This is a genomic window from Actinomarinicola tropica, from assembly GCF_009650215.1.
GTDB lineage: Bacteria > Actinomycetota > Acidimicrobiia > Acidimicrobiales > SKKL01 > Actinomarinicola > Actinomarinicola tropica.
Window position 1 is genome coordinate 2,743,929 of record NZ_CP045851.1, and the last position, 24,449, is coordinate 2,768,377.

Below are 24,449 nucleotides of genomic sequence, written 5' to 3' on the forward strand. Positions count from 1 at the left end.
GGCGGGATCAGGCCGGGCGTGACCGCCAGAGGAGCCAGACGAAGTAGGGCGTACCGACCAGGGCGGTGATGAGACCCGCAGGCACCTGCGCCGGAGCGATGACGGTGCGTCCGACGGTGTCCGCCACCGAGAGCAGGACGGCACCGAGCAGGCAGGCCACCACGAGCACGCGACGGTGCCCCCCGCCGACGAGCGCGCGGGCGGCGTGCGGCGCGACGAGCCCGACGAATCCGACGACCCCGACGGCGGTGACCGAGGTGGCGGTCAGCAGCACCGCGAGGACGAGCACGACCAGGCGCGTGCGCTCGAGCGGGAGTCCGAGGATGCGGGGCACGTCGTCGTCGATGGCGAGCAGGTCCAGCCGGCGGTGCGCGGCGAGGAGGAGCGGCGCGGCGATGACCAGGGACGCGAGCACCGGCAGCAGGTGGTCGAACTGCCGGCCGTAGGTGGAGCCCGAGAGCCACGTCAGGACCTTCGGGGTGTTCCACGGGTCGGTGGTGACGAGCACGACGACGGTCAGCGCGCCGAGCGCGGCCGAGATGCCGATGCCGACGAGCACGAGCCGGTCGGGGCTGAGGCCGCCACGCCACGCCGCGGCGTACACGGCCACGAAGGTCAGGGCGGCTGCCACGGTGGCCGCGGCCGCCATCCACCAGATGCCCGCTCCGTCGACGCTCGTGGTCAGCACCACCGCCCCCAGGCCGGCGCCGGCGGTGATGCCGAGGATCCCGGGTTCGGCGAGGGGGTTGCGGCTCACCGCCTGCACCCCCGTCCCGGCCAGGGCCAGGGCCGCACCCGCGAACACCGCGGCACCGACGCGGGGGAGCCGCTCGTCGAGGATGAAGCTCGTCCGGGTCCCGGCGCTGCCGGTGAGCCAGGCGGCGATGTCGCCGGTGAGCAGCGTCGAGCCGCCGAGCAGCGCGCCGGCGAGGACCGCCGCGCCGAGCAGGGCGACGAGCACCCCGACCACGACGACGGCCCGCCGCCGGGACCGCACCGACCGCCACCGTGCCGCCGGCGCGTCGCGCGCCACGCCGGCGTCGCGGTGCTGGCGGGCGAGCACGACGAGCAACAGCGACCCCGTCAGCGTCGTCACGGCGCCGGTCGGCACCTCCACACCCTGCGCCGCGCCGACGAGCGCTCGGAGCCCCACGTCGCTCGCCACCACGACCAGCGATCCCACGACCGCCGCGAACGGGATGAGGGCGGCGTGGCGGAGGAGGGACGGCGCACGGCTCGCGACCAGGCGGGCGATCACCGGCGCGCTCAGGCCGACGAAGCCGATCGGCCCCGCCACCGTCACCGCTGCGGCGGCGAGGAGCACGGCGAGCAGGGTGGCGCCGACTCGCACCGCCCGGACCCGCACGCCGAGCGCGGTCGCGGCGTCGTCGCCGAGCACCAACATGTCGAGGCGTCCGCCGAGGGCGACGAGGCCGAGCACACCGAGCACCAGCACCGGCGCCATCCTCCCGCTGGCCTGCATGTCGACGGCGAGGAGCGACCCGCTCCCCCACGCGAACAGGCCTCGGGTCTCCTCCTGGAAGAGGATGAGGAGCAGCGACGTGCCCGACGCCAGCGACAGCGAGGCCGCCGATCCGGCGAGGACGAGGCGAGTCGAGCCGGCGGCGCCGCCAGCGGCGAGAGCCATCACCAGGGCCGCGGCGAGCAGGCCACCGAGGAAGGCGACGCTGCCCGCGGCCCAGAGCGGGAGCGTGACCCCGAACGCGGCCACCGCCGTGACCGCGAAGTAGGCACCCGCCGACACGCCGAGCAGCTCGGGCGAGGCCAGGTGGTTGCGGGCCACCGACTGGAGGGCGGCGCCGGAGCCGCCGAGCGCTGCGCCGACGACGAGCGCGGCGACGAGGCGCGGCAGCCGGGACCCGAGGAGCACGTCCCAGGTCGCCTGGTCCCAGTCGAACAGGAGGCGGACGACGTCCCCGGCGCCGACGGTGGAGGTGCCCTGGGTCAGGTGCACCACCGACGCGACGGCGAGCAGGACGACGGCCGCCGCCAGCACCGGTGCGCTCGGCAGCTGGCGGCGGCGCCCCGCGGGTGCGGACCCGACTGCGGTCGGGTCCGCCGTGGCCGCGTCGGTCACCCGGTGAGGCCCTCGACGACCTGGTCGATGAAGAACTGCGCAGCGGCGGGGCCACCGAAGGTCCAGGTGCCGGCCTCGAGCTTGTGCACGTCGCCGTCGACGACGAACGGCAGCGAGTCCCAGATCGGGTTGCCGGCCAGCCCGTCACCGAAGACGTCGTCCTCCGAGGCGCTGTAGAAGAAGTGGGCGTCGCCGATGTTGGTGAGACCCTCGACGTCGGTCACCCCGAGGCCCCACATCTCGTCGACCTCGCCCGTCCAGCGGTTCTCGAGCCCGAGCGCCTCGGCCAGGTCGGACATGAGCGAGCCCTCGCCGAACATGCGGATCGAGACCGTGCTGCCGTCCATCCACCCGTCGGCCATGGCGAAGCCGTCGCCGGCCACGCCAGCCTCCTCGAGGGCGGCGGCGCCGTCCTCGATGGCCGCGTCGAGCTCGGCGAGGACCTCCTCGGCCTCCGCCTCCTTGCCGAGCGCGGTGGCGATCGTCTCGACGTTCGTGCGCATCTGCCCGAGGTTGTCCGAGGCATCGCTGCCCTGCACGACGACCACCGGGGCGTAGTCGTCGAGGCGGTCGACGACGTCCTCCGACGCGCCGGCCTCCACGAGGATGAGGTCGGGGTCGAGGTCGATGACCGCGTCGACGCTCGGCTCGCCGCGGGTGCCGACGTCGGCCACCGTGTCGTCGAGCGGCGCGGCCGCCGACACCCAGGTGGTGTAGCCGTCGACGTCGGCCACGCCGACCGGCATGACACCGAGGGTGACGGCCACCTCGGCCTGCATCCACTCGAGGGCCACGACGCGCTGGGCGGGGCCGTCCTCGAGGACGACCTCCTCGCCCCGAGCGTCGACGACCGTGACGGGCTCCGCCGCCTCGGGTGCGGGGTCGTCGGCGTCGGCGGCGTCGTCCTCGGTGGTGCCGCAGGCGGCGAGGGCGAGGGCCAGCGCGACCGCCACGACGGCGCGGCGGAGGTGGGGACGGGTCATGTTCGGGTCCTTCCGGTTCGGGGGGGTTCGTGAGGGTTCAGGCGAGCTGGCGGGCCCGGTGGGTGTGGCGCCCCACCGGGTGGATGCGTCGCACGCCGGTCTCGGCATCGGGGTGCACGTCGATGCGGATGCCGAACGCCGCCGACAGCAGCTCGGCCGTCATCACGTCCTCCGGCGGCCCGGCGGCGAGGACGGCGCGGTCGGCGAGGAGGACGACGCGGTCGGCGACGTCGCAGGCCTGCTGCAGGTCGTGGAGCACGATGCCCACGGCCACGCCGTGGACGTCTGCGAGGTCGCGGACGAGCTCCAGGATCTCGACCTGGTAGCGAAGGTCGAGGAACGTCGTGGGCTCGTCGAGCAGGAGCACGGAGGTCCGCTGGCAGAGACACGTGGCGAGCCACACCCGCTGGCGCTCGCCGCCGGACAGCTCGTCGATGCCACGGTCGGCCATCGGGGTGACCCCCGTGACCTCCATCGCCCAGGCGATCGCCTCGGCCCCATCGGGGTCGGTGCCCCGCCAGCGATGCCGGTGCGGGTGGCGACCGTAGGCCACGACGTCGCGCACCGGGATCCCCGCGGGGCTCGGACGGCTCTGGGTCAGCAGGGTGACGCGGCGGGCGAACTCCCGGAGGGAGAGGGCGAGGGCCGGCGTATCACCGTCGAGGAGGACGTCACCCGACGTGGGCGTGTGCAGCCGGGCCATCGACCGCAGGAGCGTCGACTTGCCGGAGCCGTTCGCACCGACGAGGGCCGTGACCTCGCCGGGACGGACGTCGACGCACGCCCCGGTGACGACGTCCACGTCCCCGTAGCCGCATCGCAGGTCGACGGCACGCAGGGCGGAGGCAGCTCTCGTGATGGCCATGGGCGGCACAGTACACGCGCATGATTAGGGCGACCTAACACAGACCGCCCACGTGCCTTGCGTCGGTGCACCTCGCACCCAGGCGACGGGCTCCTCCGGCTCGTAGCAGCAGAAGGCGCCGGTGCGCACCGACGCCCGCAGGTGGCGGGCGAGACCCGGGTCGACCGCCTCGATCCGGCGCACCGCGGCACGGATCCGCTGCGTCACCGTCGAGCGGGCCCGCTCCGCCGACGACCCGCTGCTCCGCGCCCGTCCACCGAGGCCGAGCGAGGAGGTGAGCTCGTCGACGAGCGCATCCAGCTCGAGGCGCGCCCGCTCCGCACGCGCGAGGTCGTGGCGATCGTCCGCCTCGTCGATGTCGGCCTGCAGCTCTCGCACCCGCTGCTCGTAGGCACGGCGGGCCGTCTCGTCCAGGCGGGGCCCGGTGCCCGCTTCGTCGACGGCGGAGCCGACGAGCTCGAGGCTGTGGACCTCCCGGCTGGGCGAGCCGAGCAGCCGCCAGATGTCGTGCATGCCCTTCGTCCCCCGCACCCGCCAGGTGCGATCGCCGAGCCCGACCTCCCACATGTCGCCGTCCGGTCGGAACGTGCCGCGGCGCGTCGCCGAGGCGCGGCGCTCGACGCCGTCCCAGCCCTCCGGCTCGAGCAGCACCCGCAGCTCCTGCCGCACGATGACGATCGCGTCGCGGACCGGCAGGATGCGCCCGTCCCCGGGCTGCAGCGGCACGAGCTCGTGCCCGACGCTCGCGGTGATGGAGACGACGGGCAGCACCAGCGCCGTGGCGGCCAGGTCCCGGGCCACCTGCGTCCGTCCGGCCAGCTCCAAGGTCGGCGCGGCGACCTCCAGCACGGCGCGCATCTCGTCGGTGGCGCCGACCGCGAGGAGGTCCTCCAGCATCTGCAACGTGCGCGCCGCCGCACCCGGGCAGTCACGGCGCAGGACGTCGGCGAGCGCTCGGGCCCGCAGGACGACGCTCGCCGCCGCGTGGTAGCGGATCGCGTGCGCCTCGCCCAGCACCCGGTCGAGCAGGGTGGCTGCCGCGTCCACGTCCGAGCGGAGCAGGATCGACCCCTGGATCGCTCGCGCCCACGTGACCCCGACCTCCGAACCGTGACGCCGTGCCTCCTCCTCGGCGCCACGAGCGAGGTCGAGCGCCTCCTCCACCCGACCGAGGTCGGCGATCACCTGCGCCCGGGCGGCGTCGGCCTCCGTAGCCATCGCGACGAGGCCGAGCGACCGCGCGGTGGCCGCCGTCGCCGCGAACGCCTCGACCGCACCCTCGGCGTCCCCCGCGGCCCGACGGGCCTGGGCGACCACGCGTCGCAGGGTGGCGGGGGCGAACGGCGAGGGACGCCCCACGTCCAGCTCGGCCTCAGCCATCGCGACCGCGCCATCGAGGTCGCCGAGCATGTAGCGGCAGGTGGCGGCGGTGGCGACGGCGTCGGCGCGGAGCGGGGCGTCGGTCGCCGGCCACCGCTCGAGCACCTGCTGGGCCAGCCGGCCGACCTCCTCGGTGTGGGCCTGGTGCACGACGCCCCACAGCACGGCGACGAGGAGCAGAGCCCGGTCCGGGTCCTCGTCGTGGGCCACGCACCAGCGGACCGCGGCGGCGAGGTCGCCGTAGGCGTCGAGGAGCTCCGTGAGCGCCGAGGACGACCACCCGCTCGCCCCCTCGCGGAGGATGCGCGTGGCCCGCTCGATCGTGTGGTCGACCAGCCGGCGCTCGTGGTGGGTCCGGGCACCGGTGGCGTCGAGCACCTCGGCCCCGTGGGCGCGGATCGTCTCGAGCAGCCGGAAGCGGGTGGCGCCGTCGGCGTGCTCGGCCATGACCATCGACGCGTCGACGAGCGCCGCCAGACCCTCGGCCGTGTCGTCGGCGCGACCCTCGGGGTCGCCGGCCACTGCGTGCGCGGCGTCGACCGAGAACGGGCCGGCGAACACGGCGAGACCAGCGACCAGCCGGCGGTGCGGCGGGTCGAGCAGGTCGTAGGACCAGTCGATCGCCGCGCGGAGGCTCCGGTGGCGGGCGGTGCCCCGGCGCCGCGGTGGCGCGAGGACCTCGATCCCGACGTCGAGGGCGCGGAGGATCTCCGCCGGCGCCATGGTGCGCGTCCGGGCCGCCGCGAGCTCGAGCGCCAGCGGCACCCCGTCGAGGCGACGGCACAGCTCGGCGATCGCCTCGTCGGGCTCGAGGTCGACCCCGGCGTCGCGCGCCCGCTCGACGAAGACCTGCACCGCAGGTGCGTCGAGCGCGCCGGGGGGTGGCACGGCCAGGCCGCCGAGGGCGACGACGACCTCGCCCGGGAGCTCGAGCGGGCTGCGGCTCGTCGCCAGGACGGTGGGCATCTCGCAGGACCCGAGCAGCTGGTCGACGGCATCGGCGACCTCGTCGAGGACGTGCTCGCAGTTGTCGACGACGATGAGCACCGGGCGGTCGCCCGGCGTCTGGAGCATCGCCCGCCCCGAGGCGTACCCGAGCTGCCCGGCCAGCGACTCCCGAACCCCCTCGTGGTCGTCGACGAGGGTCATGTCGACCGTGAGCGACCCCTCGTCGAAGTCCTGTGCGGCACGCTCGGCCGCGGTTCGGGCGAGCGTTGTCTTGCCGATGCCCCCCGGCCCGACGACGGTGACCAGGCGGCGGTCCCGGAGCCGCGCGGCGAGGAGCGCCATCTCCTCGTCCCGGCCGAGCGCGTCCACCCGGTCAGGGTACGAACCGGCGGCCGCCGGCGACAGGGGTATCTCGACGTCGGGCGCCCCCGTGGCACCATGCCCGCATGGCCGTCGGACGCTTCGCCCCGAGCCCCACGGGCGAGCTCCACATCGGGAACCTCCGCACCGCCCTCCTCGCCTGGCTGTTCGCACGCGCCGAGGGATCGGCGTTCCTCGTGCGGGTGGAGGACCTCGACGACCGCGTCGCCGACCGCGCCCACGAGGCCGGGCAGCTCGCCGACCTCCGGGCCATCGGGCTCGACTGGGACGGCGACGTCGTCCGGCAGTCCGAGCGGCGCGAGCTGTACGACGCCGCCATCGACCGCCTCGTGGCCGGCGGGCTCACCTACGAGTGCACGTGCACGCGCCGCGAGATCCGTGAGGCCGCGTCGGCCGCTCACGGCGAGGCCCCCGAAGGTGCCTACCCGGGGACGTGTCGCCGCCTCGACGCCGCCGAGCGGGCACGCCGTGCGGCCGAGGGACGGCCCGCCGCGCTGCGGCTCGATGCGCAGGTGGCGTCGATCACCTTCGTCGACCGGGTCCACGGCCCCTACGAAGGTCTGGTCGACGACGTCGTCCTCCGGCGCAACGACGGGGTCCCCGCCTACAACCTCGCCGTCGTCGTCGACGACGCCGACCAGGGCGTCGAGGAGGTGGTCCGCGGCGACGACCTGCTGTCCTCGACGCCCCGACAGCTGCACCTGGCCGACCTCCTCCACGCGCCCCGACCGGCGCACGCCCACGTGCCCCTGGTGCTCGGTCCGGACGGCAAGCGGATGGCGAAGCGCCACGGCGCCGTGACCCTGGCCGACCGCGCCGCGCAGGGAGAGACGCCGGCGCTCGTCCTCTCCCACCTGGCGACGAGCCTCGGCCTCGCCGAGCCGGGCGAGCTGCTCACCCCCGGCGAGCTGGTCGACCGCTTCGATCCGACGACGCTGCCGCGCCAGCCCTGGATCGTCGACCCGGATCAGCTCTGAGCGCGTCGGAGGCGGCCGCGCACCATCCGCACCACCGTGTCGACCTCCTCGACCCGCAGGACGAAGAGCAGCACCCCGTAGGCCGCGGCACCGGCGACGACGCCGACGACGGCCTCCACCAGGACGGGGCCGACGTCGGCGACGGCACGCGACGCGAGCCACGCCGCCGCCCCGCAGCCCACGGCGGCGATCGCCATGCGCAGCAGCGACCCCGCGGCGGCACGCAGCCCGAGCCCGCCGACCCGCCGACCGAGCGATCGCACCGCGAGCACGGCGGCCAGCAGGTAGGCGGCGGAGTACGCGGCCGACAGCCCGGCGACCCCCCACACCACCACGAGCGGCAGCGCCAGGGCGATGTTGGCGCCGTTCTCCGCCACGTTGAGGAAGAACGGCGTGCGGGTGTCCTTGCGGGCGTAGAAGCCCCGCAGGGCGTACAGGTACACGGAGAACCCGAACAGGCCGACGGCGAACGCCGCGAGCACCGACGACGTGGTCTCGATCGAGGCCCCCCGGATCGGCAGGAGCCCGACGATCGGCTGAGCGAGGGCGACGTAGCCGGCCGACGCCGGCAGGATCACGAGGGCCATCAGGCGCAGCCCGAGCGTGAACCGCTCCCGGAAGGCCCGGTGGTCGCCGGACTGGGCGGCGACGGTCAGCTCCGGCATGAACGTCGTCATCAGCGACACGGCGAACAGCCCGTGCGGCAGCTGGAAGAAGGTGAACGCCACCGTGTAGGCGGTGAGGTCCCCGGCGTCGCGGGCGTTCGCCAGGAAGTACACGACGTAGAGCGCCACCTGGTTGGCCGCGACGTAGCCGAGCGTCCAGCCGGAGAGGCGGACCATCTGGCGGACCGCCGGGTGCCGCCAGTTGCGCGAGAACCGCAGCGAGACGCCGGCCCGCACGACCGACGGGACCATGGCGAGGGCCATCGCCGCCACGCCGGCCGTGGCGCCGAGCCCGAGCACGACGAGGAGGGTCGTGTCGCCTTGCGCGTCGACGACGGCGCCCTCGCCCCGCACGGACCGCCCGACGATCGTCGGCAGCGCGAACAGCAGGGCCGAGACGAGGACGTTGTTGAGCACCGGCGCGTACGCCGGGGCCGCGAAGCGGCGACGGGCGTGCAGCAGGGCGGTGACCACCGTGACGAGCCCGTAGAAGAGCACCTGGGGCATCAGGAACCGCAGGAGCGTCGTGCCCACCTCCCGGTAGGCCTCCACCTCGCCCGGTCGGGGGTCCTGGATGCCGTCGGCGTAGACACCCATCACCCAGGGCGCGACGACGACGCCGAGCACGGTGACCACGACCAGCGCCACGGCGACCGTCGAGACGATGGCCGAGGTGCCGCCGTCGTCGTCGTCCAGCCGCTCGGTGAACAGCGGCACCAGGGTCGCCGAGAGGATGCCGCCGAGCAGGAGCTCGTAGACGAGGTTCGGCATCGTGTTCGCGAGGTTGAACACGTCGGTCAGTCGGGTCTGGTCGAGCGCCCAGAGCAGCGCGGCGATCCGCAGCAGCCCCGTGAGTCGGGACAACGCCGTGCCCACGGCGACCATCGCGCTCGAGCGGACGAGCGCGCCACGACCTGTCGCTGCGGGCCCCTTCGCCATCTGGGCAGTCAAGCACGAACCGCTCCGGCGCCGGTGCGCCCCGGGCCGGTGCTCGGGCTCAGCGCAACGTGGTGGCCAGGTCGTAGACCCGGCGCTTCGGCACCCCGTGGCGGCGCGCGACCTCGATGGAGGCATCGCGCGCCGTGGCACCGCCCGCCATCTCGCGCCGGAGCGCCGCGACGAGCTGCGCGTCGGTGGGCGGGCCCGGTGCCGGCGCCCCGTCGACGACGACGACGTACTCCCCCCGCGGCTCGACCGCCTCGCACCGGGCCACCGCGGCGTCCAGGGTGCCCCGCCACACCTCCTCGTGCAGCTTCGTGAGCTCCCGGGCGAGCGCGCAGCGACGGGTGCCCCCGAGCGCGGCGGCGAGGTCGCGCAGCGTCCGCTCCAGGCGGTGCGGCGCCTCGTACAGGACGACCGTGCGCCGCTCCTCGGCGAGCGCCTCCAACCGCTCGGTCCGGCCCGACCCCTTGCGGGGCAGGAACCCCTCGAAGCAGAAGCGGCCGGTGGCCAACCCCGACGCCACGAGCCCGGCGACGGCCGCGGACGGGCCGGGGACCACCTCGACGACGTGACCGGCTGCGGCCGCGGCGCGCACGAGCCGCTCGCCGGGGTCGGAGATGCCCGGCATCCCGGCGTCGGAGACGACCGCCACCACCTCGCCGCGCCCGAGCCGCTCGAGCAGCTGCGCGGTGCGGGCGGCCTCCGTGTGGTCGTTGACGGTCAGCAGCTCGCGGGCCCGGATGCCGGCGTGCTGCAGCAGGCGACCGGTGCGACGGGTGTCCTCGCAGGCGACGACGTCGGCGCCGGCCAACGCCTCGACGGCGCGCGGCGCCATGTCGCCCATGTTGCCGATGGGCGTGCCGACGAGGACGAGGCGCCCGCCGCTCACTCCCGCACCTCCAGCTGGTCGCCCGGCCGCAGGCCCCACGAGCCGAACGCTCCGGCCTCGGCCTCCACGACGGCCCGCGCCCCCCGGCAGGGTGCGGTCATCCGGTTGGGCGCGAGGCGCTGCGTGCGCAGGACCACGAGGTCGGCGTCGAGCAGTGCGACGTCGATGGCGAAGCGCATGCGGAACGTGTGCACCGAGCGGCACGGGCGCAGGAGGATCGCCCCGTCGATGCCGTCGCGCCCGAGCAGGCCACGCACGCGCGCCGCTCGGCCCTCGGCGACCTCGAGGGACGCCAGCACCTCGTCGTCGCGCACCAGCCAGGCCACGTCGCCTCCTGTCGTGGGTCGTCGGGTCTCAGACGTTGAAGCGGATCTCGAGCACGTCGCCGTCCTGGACCTCGTAGTCCTTGCCCTCGACCCGCAGCTTCCCCACCTCGCGGGCCTTCGCCCAGGAGCCCAGCTCCAGCAGCTCGTCCCAGTGGATGACCTCGGCCCGGATGAAGCCCCGCTCGAAGTCGGTGTGGATGCGACCGGCCGCCTGGGGCGCCTTCGACCCGGCACGGAACGTCCAGGCACGGGTCTCCTTCTCGCCGGTGGTGAAGAAGGTGCGGAGCCCGAGCTGGTGGTAGGCGGCGCGGACGAAGCGCGGCAGCGCCCCCTCGCCGAGCCCGAGCCCGTCGAGCATCTCGCGGCGCTCGTCGGGGTCGAGCTGGGCGGCCTCGGCCTCGAGCTGGATGCAGGCGCCGATGACCTCGGCCCGGTCGCCGAGCTCGGCCTGCACCGGGGCGACGACCTCGTCCACCCTCTCGATCGAGTCCTCGTCGACGTTGACGATGGCGAGGACGGGCTTGTTGGTGAGGAGGAAGTAGGGGCCGAGCAGCTCGCGGACCTTCGGCGCCAGGTCGGAGCGGTAGATCGGCGTGCCCTCGGCCAGCGCGACCTGGGCCGCCTCCAGCGCCGCCACCTCGTCGAGCAGGCTCTTGTCGCCCTTGGCGGCCTTGCGGCGCTTGTCGACCTGGTTCTCGACCGTCTCGAGGTCGGCCAGGGTCAGCTCGATCTCGAGGACCCGCAGGTGCTCGAGCGGATCGGTCGGGCCCGGGACGTCGGCGTCGGCGAACGCCCGCAGGACGTAGACGACGGCGTCGACCTCGCGGATGCCGGCGAGGAAGCGGTTGCCGAGCCCCTCCCCCTTGCTCGCTCCCTCGACGAGGCCGCCGATGTCGGTGAACTGGACGCTCGCCGGCACCACGTTCTTCGAGGCACTCATCGCGGCCAGGGCGTCGAGGCGCCCGTCGAAGACCTTGGCCACGCCGACGTTCGGGTCGGTGGTGGCGAAGGCGTAGGGGGCGGCGAGCGCGCCACCACCCGCCAGCGCGTTGTAGAGCGAGGACTTGCCCGCGTTCGGGAGGCCGACGAAGCCGAAGCGTTCCATCGGGCGCAGGCTACCGGTGCCCGGGTGGTGCCCCGGCGGCCCGCCCCGGTAGGATCCCGCCCCTATGTCGAAGAAGACCTCGAAGCGCAAGACCAACGCCCGGCGCAAGAAGGCCAACCACGGCCGCAAGCCGAACGCCGGCCGCGGCTGAGCCACCGGCCCCACCACGCGGCCGCTCCACGGACGGCGCTGACCACGTGCTCGTCTACGACGGCGACTGCGGGTTCTGCACCTCCTCGGCGCGCTGGATCGCGCGCCGCCTCCCTGCCACGGTCCCCGTCGTCCCGTGGCAGTCGCTCGGCGACCTCTCGGCCCGCGGCCTGACGGTCGACGACGTCACCAGCGCCGCCTGGTGGCTGGACGACGGCGAGGCCCCGCTCGGCGGCCACCTCGCGATCGGCGGCGCCCTGCGCGCCGCGCGCCCGCCGTGGTCGCTCCTCGGACGGCTGCTCCTCGCGCCGCCGTTGCGGTGGCTCGCCGGACCCGTCTACCGCTGGGTCGCCCGCCACCGCTACCGGATGCCCGGCGCCAGCGACGCCTGCCGGATCGAGCCGCCACGCTGAGTGTCGCGGTCGGGACCAACGGCACTGTCGTCTCACCGGCCGGGAGGCGGAGAGTACGTTGTACGGCAGCGCGACGCGATCGACACAGACCGCGTGGGCCGACGGCTCGCCCAAGACCGGGCGATGCCCCCGATGAGGAGGAACTGCGTGCGCAAGAACCTGAAGAGCCTTCGCCTGCTCTTCGCCCTTCTGGCCGTCTTCGGACTCATCGCCGCCGCCTGCGGCGATGACGACGGCGACGACACCGGATCGGGCGACGACGGCACCGAGCAGACCGACGGTGGCGACGGCGGCGACGGCGATGGCGAGGCCAGCGACATCAGCGTCGGCATGGTCTACGACATCGGCGGCCGCGGCGATCAGTCCTTCAACGACGCGGCCTACCGGGGCCTGACCCAGGCCGCCGACGAGTTCGGCATCGAGGTCGACGACCTCGAGCCGTCGGCCGGCGGCGAGAACCGCGAGGAGCTCCTCCGGCTGCTCGCCGAGCAGGGCTACGACCTCGTCATCGGCGTGGGCTTCGCCTTCGCCGACGCGGTCACCGCCGTGTCCGAGGAGTTCCCCGACACCGAGTTCGCCATCATCGACTCGGTCGTCGAGGCCGACAACGTGGCCTCGATGGTCTTCGCCGAGGAGCAGGGCTCCTTCCTCGTCGGCGCCGCGGCGGCGCTCCAGAGCGAGTCCGGCCAGATCGGCTTCATCGGCGGCGTCGAGAACGACCTCATCGCCAAGTTCGAGGCCGGCTACGTCGCCGGCGCCCAGGCCGTGAACCCCGACATCCAGGTCGAGGTGTCCTACATCTCCCAGCCCCCGGACTTCTCGGGCTTCAACGATCCGGCCCGTGCCCGTGAGATCGCGGCGTCGATGTACCAGGGCGGCGCCGACGTGATCTACCACGCCGCCGGCGGCTCCGGGAACGGCCTGTTCGAGGCTGCGGCCGACGCCGGCGAGCCCGGCGAGGTGTGGGCGATCGGCGTCGACTCCGACCAGTACGAGATCGTGGGCGAGCCGCTCAACCAGTACATCCTCACCTCGATGCTGAAGCGGGTCGACAACGCCGTGTACCAGATCATCGAGCGCTACGTCGGCGGCGAGGACATCAGCGGCGTCCAGGAGTTCGACCTCGAGTCCGAGGGCGTGGGCTACTCCACCTCCGGGGACTTCCTCGGCGACATCACCGGCGATCTCGACGCCTTCGCCGAGCAGATCACCGCCGGCGACATCGAGGTCCCGACCGCTCCGTAGCGGTCCCGCACCCAGGAGCTCCGGCTCCGAACACACGAGCAGGAACGGGCTCGGGACCCGAGCGGCCCCGAGCCCGTTCCGGTTCACCCCCTGTGCGCCGGAGGGCGCCGACCCAGGGAGCGAGGCAAGCGAGTGACCCAACCCCCCGCCGTCGAGCTGCGCGGCATCACCAAGCGGTTCCCGGGCGTCGTCGCCAACCGCGACATCAACCTCACCGTGGCCCGGGGGGAGATCCACGCCATCGTCGGCGAGAACGGCGCCGGCAAGTCGACGCTGATGAAGATCCTCTACGGGATGCAGCGTCCCGACGAGGGCACGATCGCCATCGACGGCCAGCACATCGACCTGCGGTCGCCCACCGACGCCATCGGTGCCGGCATCGGCATGGTGCACCAGCACTTCATGCTCGCCGACAACCTCACCGTCCTCGAGAACGTGGTCCTCGGCGACGAGCCTCGCCGGGGCCCCCGCCTCGACATCGCCGGGGCCCGGAGCAGGATCAACGAGCTGGCCGACACCTACGGGTTCCCGATCGATCCCGACGTGCTCGTCGAGCAGCTCGGCGTCGGTGAGCGCCAGCGCGTCGAGATCCTGAAGGTCCTCTACCGCGGCGCCCGCATCCTCATCCTGGACGAGCCGACGGCGGTGCTCGTCCCCCAGGAGGTCGACGAGCTCTTCCGCAACCTCGCCGAGCTCAAGCGCGAGGGCGTCACGATCATCTTCATCAGCCACAAGCTCGACGAGGTGCTGTCGGTCGCCGACACGATCACCGTCATCCGGGCCGGCACCACCGTGCGCACCGTCGAGCCCAGCTCGGTCACCGCACGCCAGCTCGCCGAGCTGATGGTCGGCAGCGAGCTCCCCACCCCCGAGACCAGGGACAGCACGGTCACCGACCAGGTCGAGCTCGAGGTCCGCGAGCTCACGGTGCGGGCCGACGACGGCCGGACGCTCATCGACGACGTCGGGTTCCGGATCCGTCGCGGCGAGGTCCTCGGCATCGCCGGCGTCGAGGGCAACGGCCAGCACGAGCTCATCAACGCCATCCTCGGCATCGACGACCCGGCCGCGGGCACGATCCGCCTCGGCGACCAGGACATCACGCACTGGTCGACGCGCGACCGGCGCGACGCCGGCATCGGCTACATCCCCCAGGACCGCCACCGCGAGGGCCTCCTGCTCGCGTCGCCGCTCTGGGAGAACGTCATGCTCGGCCACCAGGCCCGAGCGCCGTACAGCAAGGGCCCGTGGATCGACCGCAAGGGCGCACGGCAGCGCACGATCCGCACCATCGCCGACTACGACGTCCGCACGCCCGGACCCGACGTCCCGGCCTACGCCCTCTCCGGCGGCAACCAGCAGAAGCTCATCGTCGGGCGGGAGATGGAGGCGTCGCCGACCCTCCTCATCGCCGCGCACCCCACGCGTGGCATCGACGTCGGCGCCCAGGCGTCCGTGTGGGAGCGGCTGCGACAGGCCCGGGCCGACGGACTCGCCGTGCTGCTGATCTCCGCCGACCTCGAGGAGCTCATCGGCCTGTCCGACACGCTCCACGTGATCTACCGGGGTCGCCTCGTCGCCGAGCTCGACCCCGCCACCGTCACCGCCGAGGAGCTCGGCTCCTACATGACCGGCGCCCGTGCCGAGGAGGCCCGTCCGTGATCCGCCGCATCGGGCTCGGCATCGCCGCCCCCGTCGTCGCCGTCCTCTTCTCGCTGCTGCTCTCGTCGCTGTTCCTCGTCCTCGCCGACGCCTCGCCCATCGAGGCCTACCGGCAGATGTGGGACTACGGCACCCGCAGCGACTCGGTCATCTCGATGATCAACCGGGCCGTCCCGCTCTACATCTCCGGCTTGGCCGTCGCCTTCGGCATGAAGATGGGGCTGCTCAACATCGGCGTCGAGGGGCAGTACCGCATCGCCGCGGTGGCCGCCGCAGCCGTCGGCTCGGCCGTCGTCCTCCCGGCGCCGCTCCACGTGGCGCTCATCCTCGTCGTCGCCGTGCTCGCCGGCATGGCCTGGATCACGGTCCCGACCGTCCTGAAGGTCACCCGCGGCGTCCACGAGGTGATCTCCACGATCATGATGAACGCCATCTCGATCGGGCTCACGGCGTGGCTGCTGCAGAACTTCCTCGACGAGAAGACCTCGGCCAACGACCTCGAGCTGGCCACCAAGGACATCCCGGCGTCGGGTCGGTTCCCGTCCCTCAACCCGGTGCTCGAGTGGCTCGGCCTCGAGCTGCGCACCGGCAGCGACCTCCACGGCTTCGTGGTGATCGCCGCCCTCCTCGGCATCGCCTACTACATCGTCATCTGGCGCACCCGCTTCGGCTTCGACCTCCGCGCCTCGGGCGCCAACTCGTCGGCGGCGCTCGTCAGCGGCGTGCAGCCGAAGGCGATGGTCGCGAAGACGCTGCTCATCTCCGGCGGCCTCGCCGGCCTGGTCGGCATGTCGCAGATGCTCGGCTTCTTCTACCGCTTCACCGTCGACTTCCCCCAGCAGCTCGGCTTCACGGGCATCGCCGTGGCCCTCCTCGGCCGGAACCACCCGGCCGGCATCGCCATCGGTGCGCTCCTCTTCGGCTTCATGGAGCGGTCGGCGCAGATCCTCGACCTCGAGGGCATCCCGAAGGAGATCGTCGTGATCATGCAGGGGATCATCGTGATCTCGGTCGTCGTCGCCTACGAGCTGGTCCGACGCATCAAGGTCGTCCAGGACCAGAAGGCGGTGGCCCGCCAGGAGCCCGCGGCGGCGGGCGCGAGCGCCGAGGGGGTGCCGGCATGAGCGTCTCCACCGAGCTCCGCAGCGGCGACGGCCCCCTGGGCGGCCCCACTCCCGGTCCCGGGCTGCTCGAGCGCTGGGGTGCGATCGCCTCCTGGCAGCGCATCGTGGTGCTCGCGCTGTTCGGCGTCTTCCTCCTGTCGGTCACCCGCATCGTCGCCGACACCGGGCAGCTCACCTCGTCGGGCACGTCCGGCGCCGCCCTGCGCTTCACGGTCCCCATCGCGCTCGCCGCTCTCGGCGGCGTCTTCTCCGAGCGGTCCGGCATCATCAACATCGGCCTCGAGGGGATGATGATCCTCGGGACCTGGTTCGGCGCCTACGGCGCCTGGCAGTACGGCATCTGGTGGGGGCTCGTCCTCGGCATGCTCGGCGGCGCCGCCGGCGGGCTGCTCCACGCCGTCGCCACCGTCACCTTCGGCGTCGACCACATCATCTCCGGCGTGGCCATCAACATCCTCGGCGGCGGCATCGCCCGCTACCTCTCGGTCGTCACCTACACCACCGGCACGGGCGGCGGCGCCACCCAGTCGCCGGCGATCACCGACCAGGACTTCGGCCGGGTCGACGTGCCCGTGCTCGCCGGCGGCGACGTGTTCGGCTGGACCTCACCGGACCTGTTCGGCTGGCTCGAGGAGCGCAACTGGTTCTTCATCGGGGACCTCGGCGGCATCCTGAAGGGCCTCACCTCGAACCTGTCGGTGTTCACGATCATCGCCCTCGCCCTCGTCCCGCTCGCCTACTGGCTGCTGTGGCGCACAGCGTTCGGCCTGCGGATCCGCAGCTGCGGCGAGAACCCCGAGGCCGCCGAGTCGCTCGGCGTGCCGGTGTACCGGATGAAGTACGCCGCGGTGACGATCAGCGGCGCGCTGGCCGGCATGGGCGGTGCCTTCCTCGCCCTCGTCGCCTCCAACCTCTACCGCGAGGGCCAGACGGGCGGACGCGGCTTCATCGGCCTCGCCGCCATGATCTTCGGCAACTGGAACCCGTTCGGCGCGTTCGCCGGGGCCAGCCTGTTCGGCTTCACCGACGCCCTCCAGATCCGGAGCAACGAGGCCATCCACGCCCTGCTGCTGTTCGTCGCCCTGCTCGCAGCCGTGTTCGCCCTGCGCGCCGGGTTCGTCCAGCGCCGGGCCATCCCCGCCGTCCTGCTCGCGCTCACCTCGGTGGCGTTCCTCGCCTGGTACACCTTCGCCGAGGAGGTGCCCCGCCAGTTCGTCACCTTCACGCCCCACGTCGTGACCCTGCTCGTCCTCGGGTTCGCCACCCAGCGCCTGCGCCCGCCGGCGTGGAACGGCCGGGTGTACCGCAAGGGCGAAGCGCACTAGGAGACCCATGACCTTCGACGTCGTCGACGTCATCCGCACCAAGCGCGACGGCCACCGCCTCACCGACGACCAGATCGACTGGTTCATCCGGGCCTACACCGACGGCGAGGTCGCCGACGAACAGGCGTCGGCCCTGCTCATGGCGATCGTCTGGCGGGGCATGGAGCCCGACGAGCTGGCCCGCTGGACCGCCGCGATGATCACGTCGGGCGTCCGGCTCGACCTCTCCCCCGTCGGTCGGCCCACGGTCGACAAGCACTCCACGGGCGGCGTGGGCGACAAGATCTCCCTCATCCTGTGCCCGCTCGTCGCGGCCTGCGGCGCAGCGGTGCCGCAGCTCTCCGGTCGCGGCCTCGGCCACACGGGTGGCACGCTCGACAAGCTCGAATCGATCCCCGGGTGGCAGGCCCTGCTCCCCACCCAGGCGATGATCGACCAGATGCGCGACATCGGCGCGGTGATCTGCGGCGCGAGCGCCGACCTCGCCCCCGCCGACCGCAAGCTCTACGCCTTGCGGGACGTCACCGGCACCGTCGAGGCCATCCCGCTCATCGCCTCGTCGATCATGAGCAAGAAGATCGCCGAGGGCACCGACGCCCTCGTCCTCGACGTGAAGGTCGGTTCGGGGGCCTTCCTCCCCGACATCGCCATGGCGCGCGAGCTCGCCCGCACGATGGTCGAGCTCGGCGCGGCCCACGACGTGCGCACCTCCGCCCTGCTCACCGACATGGACACCCCGCTCGGCCTCACCGCCGGCAACGCCCTCGAGGTCCGCGAGTCCGTCGACGTGCTCGCCGGCGGGGGCCCGAGCGACGTCGTCGAGATCACCCTGGCGCTGGCCCGCGAGATGCTCGACCTCGCCGGGATCGACGCCGACCCCGCCGCCGCGCTCGCCGACGGCCGGGCCATGGACGTGTGGCGGCGCATGATCACGGCCCAGGGCGGCGACCCCGACGCCGAGCTGCCCGTCGCACGCCACGTCGAGACCGTGACCGCGCCGGCCGACGGACGCCTGCAGCGCCTCGACGCCCGGGCGGTCGGCATCGCCGCCTGGCGCCTGGGGGCCGGCCGAGCCCGCAAGGAGGACCCGGTCAGCGCCGGCGCCGGCGTGGTGCTGCGGGCCAAGCCGGGCGACGTCGTCACCGCCGGCGCACCGCTGCTCGAGCTGCACACCGACGACCCGGCACGCATCGCGGCTGCCCAGGCAGCCCTCGACGGGGCCTGGGACATCGGCCCCGACGCCACCGCCGACCGCACCCTCGTCCTCGACAGGATCCGCGCATGACCGTCACGCCCGACGACGCCGACCTCCGCGACCTGCTCGCCGCCGCGCGCGACGCGGCCCAGCGGGCCTACGTCCCGTACTCGTCGTTCCGCGTCGGTGCCGCCGTGCTCACCGCCGACGGCACGGTCGTCCCCGGCTGCAACGTGGAGAACGCCAGCTACGGGCTCGCCAACTGCGCCGAGCGCACCGCGCTCTTCGCCGCGGTCGCCGGCGGACATCGCGACCTCGTCGCCCTGGCCGTGACCTGCCTCGACGGCGACGCCTCGCAACCGGCCACGCTGATGCCGTGCGGCGCGTGCCGGCAGGTGATGGTCGAGCTGCTCCCGGCACACGCCCCCGTCGTGATCGACGGCGTGGGCGCCACCACGGTGGACGCCCTCCTGCCCGAGGCGTTCCGGCTCAGCTGAACCGCTCGGCCGCCCGGGTGAGCACCTGGCGGAACGTGTCGACCTCCTGGGCACCCGGGATGAGCAGGCGGTCGGCGATCACGAAGGCCGGCACCCCGGTGAGCTCCCGCTCCCGGGCCGCGAGGAGGTCGGCCTCGACGTCGTCGGCGTGATCCGTCCCGTCGAGCACACCGGCGGCCGCGTCGCCGTCGAGCCCCACCTCGTCGGCCAGCCGGGCCAGCTCGGCGCGGTCGGCGACGTTGACGCCCTCCTGGAAGTAGGCGACGAACAAGCGCTCGACCAGGTGGCCCTGGGGCACCTCGCCGGCGGTGGCGCCCGCCCAGGCGATCAACCGGTGGGCGTCGACGGTGGAGACCCGCTGGGCGAGGTCGAACCGGTAGTCGATGCCCACGTCGCGGCCGAGGGCCGTGAGCCGGGCGACCATGCCGTCGAAGGCCCCCGGCCCGTACTTCTTCTCGATCGACCGGCGCAGGTCCGACGGCTCGGTGCCCGCCGTCGGGTCGAGCTGGAACGCCCGCCACCGCACGTCGACCGTGACGTGGTCGGGCAGCTCCGCCACCGCCGCCTCGAACCTGCGCTTGCCGAGGAAGCACCACGGGCAGATGACGTCGGACCAGATGTCGATGTGCATGGTGGCTCCCAACGTACCGTGGGGGCCTTGCCCGACATCACGCTCGACGGAACCGCCTTCCTCACCACGCTGGTCACGGTGCTGGTCATCATGGACCCGATCGGCAACGTGCCGATCTTCCTCGCGCTGACCCGCTTCCAGGACGACCGCTCGCGACGGCGATCGGCGCGGCTCGCCACCGTCGTGGCCGGCGTCGTGATCTTCCTCTTCGCCCTCGGCGGCCAGCAGATCCTCAACCTGGTGGGGATCTCGCTCGAGTCCCTCCAGGTGGCGGGTGGGCTCCTCCTCCTGCTCATCGGCTACGAGCTGCTCAACCCCACCGGCTCGTCGTCGCTCACGACCGCCACAGAGGCCGGCAACGTCGCCCTCGTCCCGCTCGGCACCCCCCTGCTCGCCGGACCGGGCGCGATCGCCGCCACCATGTTGGCCATCGCCGACGCCGACGACGTGGGCGCCACCCTGTCGGTGCTCGGCGCCCTCGTCGTCGCGTTGGCGGTCGTCTACCTCGGCATGCGGTTCGCGACGGTGGTGTCGCACCTGCTCCGCCCGAGCGCCATCGACCTCGTCTCCCGCGTCCTCGGGCTGCTCGTCGCCGCCATCGGCGTGCAGCTCCTCGCCGAGGCGATCGAGATCTGGGTGCGCGACGGGGTGGCCGGCTAGGTCGGCTACTCGCCGACCGACCCGTCGATCGCCTCGCGGAGGAGGTCGGCGTGCCCGTTGTGTCGGCTGTACTCCTCCACCATGTGCACGAGCACCCACCGCAGCGTGGGCGTCGTGCCGTCGGACCACGGTCGGGCGCACGGGGTGTCGAGACCGCCCGCGGCGAGCGCCTGATCGACGATGCGACGGGACCGAGCGACGGCGTCGCGCCACATCGCGCGCACCTCGTCGGGGTCGTGCTCGGCGGCCCGGGTCCAATCCCCGTCGCGGTTCGACCGCCAGTCGACGGCGTCCCACGGCGCACACCGCGGCTGGCCGAGGAGGTGGAACGAGAACCAGTGGTCCTCGACGAAGGCCAGGTGGGTGAGGAGACCCCCGAGCGTCATCGTCGACGGGCCGATCGTGATGGCGAGGTCGTCGGCACCGAGCCCGTCGCACTTCCACTCGAGCGTCGCCCGGTGGAAGTCGAGGAACCCGAGCAGCGTCGACACCTCGTCGCCGGCGACGGGCGGCTCCGGCCGGCCCTGCTCGTCGACCCGACTCACGTCGCGCGCGGCGAGTCGACCACGTCGGCGCTCGCCGGGCCGAAGACGTGCAGGTGGGGGATCCACGTGTCGGGATCGCCGCCGTCCCAGCCCAGCGCGCGCATCTGCTGCGGGCTGCGGCGGCCGAGCATCACCCGACCGAGCTCGAAGCGGTCGGTCCGCAGCGTGCCGGCGGGCTCGCCCTGGCCCGCGACCCACTCCTCGTCGGGGAGGACGATGCGCAGGGCAGGCACACCGAGGTCGCCCCACGACCGGCCCACCCCGTGGCGGACCATGACGTCGAGGATCCGCTCGGCCGGGCCGCCGTCGACCGGGAGGGGCGCGCCGAGCGCAGAGCGGACGTCGACCTCGTGGCTCCAGACGTCGACCGCCGCGTTCTTCGGTGCGGCGTCGCCGAGCGCGGCCAGGATCTCCTCGAAGCGCGGTCCGGCGGCGTCCCACTCGTCGAGCACGTCGGGGAGGGAGCGGTCGGCCCGCTCCGCCACCTCGCGGGCGGTGAACTCGTCGTCGGGGACGCCGGCGGGGACGTTGCCGCCCACGACGTCCGCGGCCAGCCCGGCCAGGTGGGCGAAGGTGTCCTTCACGGTCCAGCCCGGCAGCGCCGGCACCGGCGTGGTGGCCTGCTCGGGCGTCAGGCCCCGAGCCCACGACGTGACCCGTTCGCGGGTGGTCCGGTAGGCGACGTCGACGGCGATCCGCTCGTTCCCCATGTGGCGGACGCTACTTCGTGCCTCCGGGCCGTACGACGTACGCTTCGGGGCATGGAACTCACCGCCGAGCAACGGGCCGACTACGAGCGCGACGGCTTCCTCGTCCTCCCGGACATGGTGGATGCGGACACCCGTCGACGGCTGATGGACCGCGCCGACCAGCTCGTCGAGGAGTTCGACCACGTGGCGGCGGGCAGTGCGTCGATCTTCTCGACCAAGGACCAGACCCGCACCACCGACGACTACTTCCTCGAGTCCGGCGACAAGGTCTCGTTCTTCTTCGAGGAGGAGGCGTTCGACGACGCGGGCGAGCTCCGGCAGGCGAAGGCGCTGTCGATCAACAAGATCGGACACGCGCTCCACGACGCCGACCCGGTGTTCGCCGAGTTCTCCCACTCGGCGATGCTCGGCGACGTCGCTCGCGGCATCGGCATGGTCGACCCGCTCGTGCTCCAGTCGATGTACATCTTCAAGCAGCCGAACATCGGCGGCGAGGTGGTCTGCCACACCGACCACACCTTCCTCTGGACCGAGCCGGCCACGGTCACCGGCTTCTGGTTCGCGCTGGAGGACGCCACCACCGAGAACGGCTGCCTCTACGCCATCCCCGGCGGCCACCGGCTCCCCGCGAAGAAGCGCTTCGTGCGGTCGTCGGACGGCGGCACCGAGATGCAGGTGCTCGACACCGACGACTACCCGATGGACGAGATCGTCCCGCTCGAGGTGCCGGCCGGGACGCTCGTCGTGCTGCACGCGCTGCTCCCGCACCTGAGCGGCCCGAACCGGTCGCCTCGGTCGCGCCACGCCTACACGATCCACGCGGTCGAGCGGTCCGCCGCGTACCCGGAGAGCAACTGGCTCCACCGCGGCCCGGACCTCCCCCTCCGCGGCTTCGACGCCGCCTGAGCTTCGCCCTCGCGCCCTGCCTGCCAGGCGGGGCGCCACCCGCCGCCCCTTGCGGGGTTGGGCGCGGTTCACGTCACATGCGCCCGATCCCGCGCCCAACCACAGGGGGACCAGCCCCGAGAGCATCAGTTCATGGACGGGTCGACGGGGTACAGCGCCCAGCGCCGCAGGGGGTCGGGCTGGCGGCGCAGCACGGCGGCCCAGAGGTCCTCGGGCGCCTCGGTGAGGATGTCGCCCGGCTCGGCGTCGGCCAGCCACCACCCCTGCGACACGAGCTCCGACTCCAGCTGCCCGGCCCCCCATCCGGCGTAGCCGGCGAAGAGGCGGATGCCCTCGACCGAGCCGACGAGATCGATCGGCTCCGCGCTGAGGTCGAGCACCCCGACCGAGCCGACCGTGATCTGGAACGGCGCAGCCGGGTCCGGCGCGGTGCGCCGGCCGAGGCCGATGATGCCCTCGCGCTCGACGGGACCGCCGGAGAAGACCACACCCGGGCGGGCGGTCAGGTCGCTCCAACCCGGGAGCACCTCGGCGGCCTCCAGGTCCGACGGCCGGTTGAGGACGAGGCCGAGGGCCCCGTCGTCGTCGTGGTCGAGGAGGAGGATGACCGTGCGCTCGAAGTTCGGATCGCCGATCGCCGGCGTGGCCACGAGCAGGCGGCCGGCATGGGACACGCTGACCATCGCTCCATGATCCACCATCGGGGGCCGATCGGTAGCATCGGCCCGAGATCGACGACGGGAGACCCGGTTGACCCAGCTGCCCAGCCCGGACCAGATCCGCCGAGCCCCGAAGGTCCTCCTGCACGACCACCTCGACGGCGGGCTCCGCCCGGCCACCGTGGTCGAGCTGGCCGAGGAGCACGGGTACCCCGGACTGCCGACCACCGACGTCGACGAGCTCGCCGCGTGGTTCACCGCCGGCGCGGCCCGCAAGGACCTCGTCCTCTACCTGGAGACGTTCCAGCACACGGTCGGGGTGATGCAGACCCGGGACGCCCTCGTCCGGGTCGCGCGGGAGTGCGCCGAGGACCTGGCCGCCGACGGCGTCGTCTACGCCGAGGTCCGCTTCGCGCCCGAGCTGCACATCGAGCAGGGGCTGTCGCTCGACGAGGTGGTCGACGCGGTCCTCGAGGGGTTCCGGGCCGGGAGCCAGGGCCGTGGCATCACGATCGGCACGCTGGTGACCGCGATGCGCACCGCGGCCAACTCCCGCGAGATCGCCGAGCTCGCCGTCCGCCACCGGGACCAGGGCGTCGTCGGCTTCGACATCGCCGGCAAGGAGGCCGGGTACCCGCCGTCTCGCCACCTCGACGCCTTCCAGTACGTCCAGCGGGAGAACTTCCACATCACGATCCACGCCGGCGAGGCGTTCGGCCTCCCGTCGATCTGGGAGGCGCTGCAGTGGTGCAACGCCGAGCGGCTCGGCCACGGCGTGCGGATCGTCGACGACATCACGCTCGACCCCGAGGGCGGCGCGACGCTCGGCCGCCTGGCCGCGTTCGTTCGCGACCGGCGGATCCCGCTCGAGATGTGCCCGACCTCGAACGTCCACACCGGCGTGTGCGACACCGTGGCCGAGCACCCGATCGGGCTCCTGAAGGACCTCAAGTTCCGGGTGACGGTGAACACCGACAACCGCCTGATGAGCGACGTCACCCTCACCGACGAGCTCGCCCGGCTGGTCGACGCCTTCGGCTACGGCTGGGACGACCTCCAGTGGCTGACGATCAACGCCATGAAGTCGGCGTTCTGGCCGTTCGAGAAGCGCCTGCGGATCATCAACGAGGTGATCAAGCCGGGGTACGCCGCGCTCGCCGGAGGCTGA

At 73.4% G+C, this 24,449-nt stretch carries 23 protein-coding genes; 11 read left to right on the top strand and 12 right to left on the bottom strand.

Annotation, left to right across the window (positions count from 1 at the left end):
* Positions 1 to 7 precede the first annotated feature (7 nt).
* The 4 genes from GH723_RS13485 to GH723_RS13500 are packed head-to-tail and all read right to left on the bottom strand — an operon-like array spanning position 8 to position 6,643.
* Positions 8 to 2,098 (bottom strand): iron ABC transporter permease, encoded by a 2,091-nt coding sequence (locus GH723_RS13485; RefSeq protein ID WP_153760134.1) that lies wholly within the window; start codon positions 2,096 to 2,098, stop codon positions 8 to 10.
* Positions 2,095 to 3,081 carry an ABC transporter substrate-binding protein gene (locus tag GH723_RS13490; protein ID WP_153760135.1) on the bottom strand — a complete coding sequence of 329 codons (987 nt, stop codon included), beginning with the start codon at positions 3,079 to 3,081 and terminating at the stop codon, positions 2,095 to 2,097. Before GH723_RS13490 ends, GH723_RS13485 begins: the two co-directional genes overlap by 4 nt.
* Before the next feature lie 37 nt (positions 3,082 to 3,118).
* Entirely contained in the window at positions 3,119 to 3,946 is an 828-nt protein-coding gene (locus tag GH723_RS13495) for an ABC transporter ATP-binding protein (RefSeq protein WP_153760136.1), read from the bottom strand.
* Between the two features lie 24 nt (positions 3,947 to 3,970).
* Complete coding sequence (locus GH723_RS13500) at positions 3,971 to 6,643, bottom strand: ATP-binding protein (RefSeq protein ID WP_153760137.1); 2,673 nt, start codon at positions 6,641 to 6,643, stop codon at positions 3,971 to 3,973.
* A gap of 77 nt (positions 6,644 to 6,720) precedes the next feature.
* Here GH723_RS13500 and gluQRS point away from each other — a divergent pair, with 77 nt between their 5' ends.
* Complete coding sequence (gene gluQRS, locus GH723_RS13505) at positions 6,721 to 7,632, top strand: tRNA glutamyl-Q(34) synthetase GluQRS (protein WP_153760138.1); 912 nt, start codon at positions 6,721 to 6,723, stop codon at positions 7,630 to 7,632.
* Here gluQRS and murJ read toward each other — a convergent pair.
* Genes murJ through ychF form a run of 4 tightly spaced genes read right to left on the bottom strand, consistent with a single transcriptional unit; the run spans position 7,623 to position 11,559 of the window.
* A complete protein-coding gene (murJ, locus tag GH723_RS13510) occupies positions 7,623 to 9,236 on the bottom strand; it encodes a murein biosynthesis integral membrane protein MurJ (RefSeq protein WP_195210304.1) in 1,614 nt (537 codons plus the stop codon). The genes gluQRS and murJ overlap by 10 nt on opposite strands.
* A gap of 58 nt (positions 9,237 to 9,294) precedes the next feature.
* Positions 9,295 to 10,128 carry a 16S rRNA (cytidine(1402)-2'-O)-methyltransferase gene (rsmI, locus tag GH723_RS13515; protein ID WP_229022831.1) on the bottom strand — a complete coding sequence of 278 codons (834 nt, stop codon included), beginning with the start codon at positions 10,126 to 10,128 and terminating at the stop codon, positions 9,295 to 9,297.
* Positions 10,125 to 10,454: a DUF192 domain-containing protein gene (locus tag GH723_RS13520; protein ID WP_153760140.1), complete on the bottom strand. Its 330-nt coding sequence runs from the start codon at positions 10,452 to 10,454 to the stop codon at positions 10,125 to 10,127. The genes rsmI and GH723_RS13520 overlap by 4 nt, the downstream gene beginning before the upstream one ends.
* Positions 10,455 to 10,482: 28 nt before the next feature.
* Positions 10,483 to 11,559, bottom strand: a complete 1,077-nt coding sequence (gene ychF / locus GH723_RS13525; RefSeq protein ID WP_153760141.1) for a redox-regulated ATPase YchF — start codon at positions 11,557 to 11,559, stop codon at positions 10,483 to 10,485.
* 197 nt (positions 11,560 to 11,756) lie between these two features.
* On the opposite strand from ychF, the gene GH723_RS13530 reads away from it, so the two are divergent.
* The 7 genes from GH723_RS13530 (at position 11,757) to GH723_RS13560 (ending at position 19,170) form a co-directional block, all read left to right on the top strand.
* A complete protein-coding gene (locus GH723_RS13530; RefSeq protein ID WP_153760142.1) occupies positions 11,757 to 12,122 on the top strand; it encodes a thiol-disulfide oxidoreductase DCC family protein in 366 nt (121 codons plus the stop codon).
* Positions 12,123 to 12,269: 147 nt separating this feature from the next.
* Positions 12,270 to 13,367 carry a BMP family lipoprotein gene (locus tag GH723_RS13535; protein WP_229022832.1) on the top strand — a complete coding sequence of 366 codons (1,098 nt, stop codon included), beginning with the start codon at positions 12,270 to 12,272 and terminating at the stop codon, positions 13,365 to 13,367.
* Positions 13,368 to 13,457: 90 nt separating this feature from the next.
* Entirely contained in the window at positions 13,458 to 15,029 is a 1,572-nt protein-coding gene (locus GH723_RS13540; RefSeq protein WP_195210643.1) for an ABC transporter ATP-binding protein, read from the top strand.
* Positions 15,026 to 16,153 carry an ABC transporter permease gene (locus tag GH723_RS13545; protein ID WP_153760145.1) on the top strand — a complete coding sequence of 376 codons (1,128 nt, stop codon included), beginning with the start codon at positions 15,026 to 15,028 and terminating at the stop codon, positions 16,151 to 16,153. Before GH723_RS13540 ends, GH723_RS13545 begins: the two co-directional genes overlap by 4 nt.
* Complete coding sequence (locus tag GH723_RS13550; protein WP_153760146.1) at positions 16,150 to 17,478, top strand: ABC transporter permease; 1,329 nt, start codon at positions 16,150 to 16,152, stop codon at positions 17,476 to 17,478. The genes GH723_RS13545 and GH723_RS13550 overlap by 4 nt, the downstream gene beginning before the upstream one ends.
* A gap of 7 nt (positions 17,479 to 17,485) precedes the next feature.
* Complete coding sequence (locus tag GH723_RS13555; RefSeq protein WP_153760147.1) at positions 17,486 to 18,763, top strand: thymidine phosphorylase; 1,278 nt, start codon at positions 17,486 to 17,488, stop codon at positions 18,761 to 18,763.
* A complete protein-coding gene (locus GH723_RS13560) occupies positions 18,760 to 19,170 on the top strand; it encodes a cytidine deaminase (RefSeq protein ID WP_153760148.1) in 411 nt (136 codons plus the stop codon). The genes GH723_RS13555 and GH723_RS13560 overlap by 4 nt, the downstream gene beginning before the upstream one ends.
* On the opposite strand, the gene GH723_RS13565 is transcribed toward GH723_RS13560, so the two are convergent.
* Positions 19,163 to 19,801: a DsbA family oxidoreductase gene (locus GH723_RS13565; protein WP_153760149.1), complete on the bottom strand. Its 639-nt coding sequence runs from the start codon at positions 19,799 to 19,801 to the stop codon at positions 19,163 to 19,165. The genes GH723_RS13560 and GH723_RS13565 overlap by 8 nt on opposite strands.
* Positions 19,802 to 19,828: 27 nt before the next feature.
* On the opposite strand from GH723_RS13565, the gene GH723_RS13570 reads away from it, so the two are divergent.
* On the top strand, positions 19,829 to 20,461 hold the full coding sequence (locus tag GH723_RS13570) for a MarC family protein (RefSeq protein WP_229022833.1): 633 nt from the start codon (positions 19,829 to 19,831) through the stop codon (positions 20,459 to 20,461).
* 5 nt (positions 20,462 to 20,466) lie between these two features.
* Here the strand turns inward: GH723_RS13570 and GH723_RS13575 are convergent, their stop codons facing one another.
* Both GH723_RS13575 and GH723_RS13580 read right to left on the bottom strand, forming a co-directional pair.
* Entirely contained in the window at positions 20,467 to 21,006 is a 540-nt protein-coding gene (locus GH723_RS13575) for a DinB family protein (RefSeq protein ID WP_153760150.1), read from the bottom strand.
* Entirely contained in the window at positions 21,003 to 21,716 is a 714-nt protein-coding gene (locus tag GH723_RS13580) for a maleylpyruvate isomerase family mycothiol-dependent enzyme (RefSeq protein WP_153760151.1), read from the bottom strand. The genes GH723_RS13575 and GH723_RS13580 overlap by 4 nt, the downstream gene beginning before the upstream one ends.
* A gap of 51 nt (positions 21,717 to 21,767) precedes the next feature.
* On the opposite strand from GH723_RS13580, the gene GH723_RS13585 reads away from it, so the two are divergent.
* Positions 21,768 to 22,622 (top strand): phytanoyl-CoA dioxygenase family protein, encoded by an 855-nt coding sequence (locus GH723_RS13585; RefSeq protein ID WP_153760152.1) that lies wholly within the window; start codon positions 21,768 to 21,770, stop codon positions 22,620 to 22,622.
* 125 nt (positions 22,623 to 22,747) lie between these two features.
* Here the strand turns inward: GH723_RS13585 and GH723_RS13590 are convergent, their stop codons facing one another.
* Positions 22,748 to 23,305: a YqgE/AlgH family protein gene (locus GH723_RS13590; protein WP_153760153.1), complete on the bottom strand. Its 558-nt coding sequence runs from the start codon at positions 23,303 to 23,305 to the stop codon at positions 22,748 to 22,750.
* 67 nt (positions 23,306 to 23,372) lie between these two features.
* Here GH723_RS13590 and GH723_RS13595 point away from each other — a divergent pair, with 67 nt between their 5' ends.
* Positions 23,373 to 24,449, top strand: coding sequence for an adenosine deaminase (locus tag GH723_RS13595; protein ID WP_153760154.1), 1,077 nt, complete (start codon positions 23,373 to 23,375; stop codon positions 24,447 to 24,449).